A 4,055-nucleotide genomic window follows, 5' to 3' on the forward strand; every position below is an offset into this window, starting at 1 on the left:
GGGCCGCCGCCGCGGGGCTCCCCGCGCACGTCGCCCGCTTCGCGGTCGCCGCCGTACTCGGCCTGGTGGCCGGGGAGTTGCTGCTGCGGCGCTGCACGGCCCGGTTCGGGGGCGTGACGGGAGACGTGTTCGGGGCGGTGGCCGAGACCTCGGTCTGCTGTGTGCTGGTGGTGCTGACGCTCTTTTGATCCCGCTTTCGATCCCGCCCGCCTTGACACGCGGGGCGGGCATACGATGCCCGGAGCGTCCGAAACCGGAGGCGCCCCGCGCTCCGGAGCCGTTCAAGAAAGAAGGTCTCTCCCACGTGTCTGCACTGACTCTCAGCACCTCGTCCGCGGCGACACTGCGCGCGGACGCTGTCGTCGTCGGCGTCGCCGCCAGCGGTTCGGCCGGCAAGAAGGCGTCACTCACCCTGGCGCCGGGCGCCGAGGCCGTGGACAAGGCGTACGGCGGCAAGCTCGCCGCGACGCTGGAGACGCTCGGCGCGAGCGGCGGCGAGGGAGAGGTCACCAAGCTCCCGGCGCCGGGGAGCGGTCTGAAGGCGCCGCTCGTGGTGGCCGTCGGTCTCGGTGAGGCGGCGGGGAAGAAGGAGCCGTACGGCACCGAGGTGCTGCGCCGTGCCGCGGGTGCGGCGGCCCGGGCGCTGGCGGGGAGCAGGAAGGCGGCGTTCGCGCTGCCCGTCGAGGACGCCGAGGCGGTGGCGGCCGTCGCGGAGGGCGCGCTGCTGGGCGCGTACTCCTTCACCGCGTACCGCGGCAAGGAGAGCGGCAAGGGCGGGGCCGGGAAGAAGGGTGCCGACGCCAAGAGCGCGCCGCTGGCCGAGATCGCCGTGGTCGGGGCGAAGCCGCGGGACAAGGCGCACAAGGCGGCGGCCGACCGCGCGCTGGTGGTCGCCGAGGAGGTGCACCGGGCGCGGGACCTGATCAACACCCCGGCCAACGGGCTGGACCCGAAGGCGTTCGCCGCCGAGGCCCGGGCCGCGGCCAAGGCGCACGGTCTGACGGTCGAGGTGCTGGACGAGAAGGCGCTGGCCAAGGGCGGGTACGGCGGCATCCTGGGCGTCGGCAGCGGTTCGGCGCAGCCGCCGCGGCTGGTGCGGATCGGCTGGTCGCACCCGAAGGCGAAGACGTCGCTGGCGCTGGTGGGCAAGGGCATCACGTACGACTCGGGCGGCATCTCGCTCAAGCCGGCGGGTCACAACGAGACGATGAAGTGCGACATGAGCGGCGCGGCGGCCGTCTTCTCCGCCGTCGTCGCCGCGGCCCGGCTGGGGCTCCAGGTGAATGTGACGGGCTGGCTGGCGCTGGCCGAGAACATGCCCTCCGGTTCCGCCACCCGTCCGGGCGACGTGCTGACCATGTACAGCGGCAAGACGGTGGAGGTGCTCAACACCGACGCCGAGGGCCGGCTGGTGCTGGCGGACGCGCTGACCCGGGCCGGTGAGGAGGAGCCGGACGCGATCGTGGACGTGGCGACGCTGACCGGCGCGATGGTGCTGGCGCTGGGCAACCGCACCTTCGGGATCATGGCGAACGACGACGCGTTCCGCGGCGCGGTGCACGAGGCGGCCGAGGAGGCCGGCGAGGACGCCTGGCCGATGCCGATGCCCGCGCACCTGCGCAAGGGGATGGACTCCCCGGTCGCCGACATCGCCAATATGGGTGAGCGCATGGGCGGCGGTCTGGTGGCCGGGCTCTTCCTGAAGGAGTTCGTGCCCGAGGGCACGCCCTGGGCGCACCTGGACATCGCGGGCCCGGCCTTCAACGAGTCCGCGCCGTTCGGCTACACGCCCAAGGGCGGCACCGGCTCGGCGGTGCGCACCCTGGTCCGGCTCGCGGAGCAGGCGGCCGAGGGCGGCCTGGCCCTCGGCTGAGTCCTGGCCCTCGGCCGGGTCCCGGGGCGGAGCCCCGCCTGCCTCCGGGGGGCAGGGCTCCGGCTCCCGTGGGGGGCTCCGGCTTCCGTGGGGGCGGGGCTCCGGCTTTCCGTGGGGTGTGGGCGAAGTCTCAGTTTCCTCCCCGGGGAGTGGAGGGACCGCCTCCACTCCCCCAGGGGGTGCGGGGGCTGAGCCCTCACACCCTCTCCGCTGCCGAGGGGGAGCATCCTCGCGGCGGGGGTCCGGCGGAATCGGGGATCCCGCGGCCACCGCGTGCGGCTTCCCCCGGAGGGCCCCCGCGTCCCGGTTTCCGTCAACAAGTGCGAAGATGGGTGACCGGCAGGACAGGGCCCCGCACGGCTTGACAAAAGCCGATCCGCAGAAATGCGGAAAATGCGCATACAGGGCCGAGCACACAAAAGCGGCCGAACCTGAAGCCGCCCGGTCACAGGAGACCGGCTACGGCGTACCCATGCATGGAGGACGTGACGTGGCGAACGACGCCAGCACCGTTTTCGACCTAGTGATCCTCGGAGGCGGTAGCGGCGGCTATGCCGCTGCCCTTCGCGCCGCGCAGCTCGGTCTGGATGTCGCCCTCATCGAGAAGGACAAGCTGGGCGGTACCTGCCTGCACCGGGGCTGCATCCCGACCAAGGCGCTGCTGCACGCCGGCGAGGTGGCCGACCAGTCCCGTGAAAGTGCCGAGTTCGGTGTCAAGACCTCGTTCGAGGGCATCGACATGGCCGGCGTCCACAAGTACAAGGACGGCGTGATCTCCGGCCTCTACAAGGGCCTCCAGGGACTCGTCGCCTCCCGCAAGGTGACGTACGTGGAGGGCGAGGGCCGGCTGTCCTCCCCCACTTCCGTCGATGTGAACGGCCAGCGCTACGAGGGCCGCCACATCCTGCTGGCGACCGGCTCGGTGCCCAAGACGCTGCCGGGTCTGACCATCGACCACGACCGCATCATCAGCTCCGACGACGCGCTGGTCATGGACCGGGTGCCGAAGTCGGCGATCATCCTGGGCGGCGGCGTCATCGGCGTCGAGTTCGCCTCGGTGTGGAAGTCCTTCGGTGCGGATGTGACGGTCGTCGAGGGCCTCAAGCACCTGGTGCCGGTCGAGGACGAGAACAGCTCCAAGCTGCTGGAGCGGGCCTTCCGCAAGCGGGGCATCAAGTTCAACCTGGGCACCTTCTTCGACAAGGCCGAGTACACGAACGACGGGGTCAAGGTCACCCTGGCCGACGGCAAGGAGTTCGAGGCCGAGGTGCTGCTGGTGGCCATCGGCCGCGGCCCGGTCTCCGAGGGCCTGGGCTACGAGGAGGCCGGGGTCGCCATGGACCGCGGCTTCGTCACGGTCGACGAGTACTGCCGCACCAGCGTCCCGACGATCTCCGCCGTCGGTGACCTGATCCCCACCCTCCAGCTGGCGCACGTCGGCTTCGCCGAGGGCATCCTGGTCGCCGAGCGGCTGGCCGGGCTGAACCCGGTGCCGGTGGACTACGCCGGTGTGCCGCGCGTCACCTACTGCAACCCGGAGGTGGCCTCCGTCGGCCTCACCGAGGAGCAGGCCAAGGAGCGGTACGGTGCGGACAAGGTCGTGACGCTGAAGTACAACCTCGCGGGCAACGGCAAGAGCAAGATCCTCAAGACGTCGGGCGAGGTCAAGCTCGTCCAGGTCCGCGACGGTGCCGTGGTCGGCGTCCACATGGTCGGTGACCGCATGGGTGAGCAGGTGGCCGAGGCCCAGCTCATCTACAACTGGGAGGCGCTGCCCGCCGAGGTGGCCCAGCTCATCCACGCCCACCCGACGCAGTCGGAGGCGCTCGGCGAGGCGCACCTCGCGCTGGCCGGCAAGCCGCTGCACTCCCACGACTGACCGCCGAGTCATCCAGTCAGGGCGCGACCCATCCGCACAGTTTTGTAAGGAGCACCAGAAACCATGGCGGTTTCCGTAACCCTGCCGGCGCTCGGCGAGAGCGTGACCGAGGGCACCGTCACCCGATGGCTGAAGGCCGAGGGTGAGCACATCGAGGCCGACGAGCCGCTGCTCGAGGTCTCCACCGACAAGGTCGACACCGAGATCCCCGCCCCGGCCTCCGGCACCCTGGCCTCCATCAAGGTCGCCGAGGACGAGACGGTCGAGGTCGGCGCCGAGCTGGCCGTCATCGACGACGGCTCC

4 protein-coding genes are annotated in these 4,055 nt (G+C 71.5%); all 4 read left to right on the forward strand.

Annotated features, from left to right (window positions below):
• Positions 1-188, forward strand: a 188-nt coding sequence (locus FM076_RS33525) for an adenosylcobinamide-GDP ribazoletransferase (RefSeq protein ID WP_243274377.1), incomplete at its 5' end; no start/stop codon positions are given.
• A gap of 116 nt (positions 189-304) precedes the next feature.
• On the forward strand, positions 305-1,873 hold the full coding sequence (locus FM076_RS08630; RefSeq protein ID WP_173869334.1) for a leucyl aminopeptidase: 1,569 nt from the start codon (positions 305-307) through the stop codon (positions 1,871-1,873).
• A 472-nt stretch (positions 1,874-2,345) separates the two neighbouring features.
• A complete protein-coding gene (gene lpdA / locus FM076_RS08635) occupies positions 2,346-3,752 on the forward strand; it encodes a dihydrolipoyl dehydrogenase (protein WP_173869335.1) in 1,407 nt (468 codons plus the stop codon).
• A 63-nt stretch (positions 3,753-3,815) separates the two neighbouring features.
• Positions 3,816-4,055 (forward strand): biotin/lipoyl-containing protein (locus tag FM076_RS08640; RefSeq protein WP_345944928.1); only part of this gene is annotated, 240 nt, incomplete at its 3' end.

The organism is Streptomyces albus subsp. chlorinus (assembly GCF_013302895.1).
GTDB lineage: Bacteria > Actinomycetota > Actinomycetes > Streptomycetales > Streptomycetaceae > Streptomyces > Streptomyces chlorinus.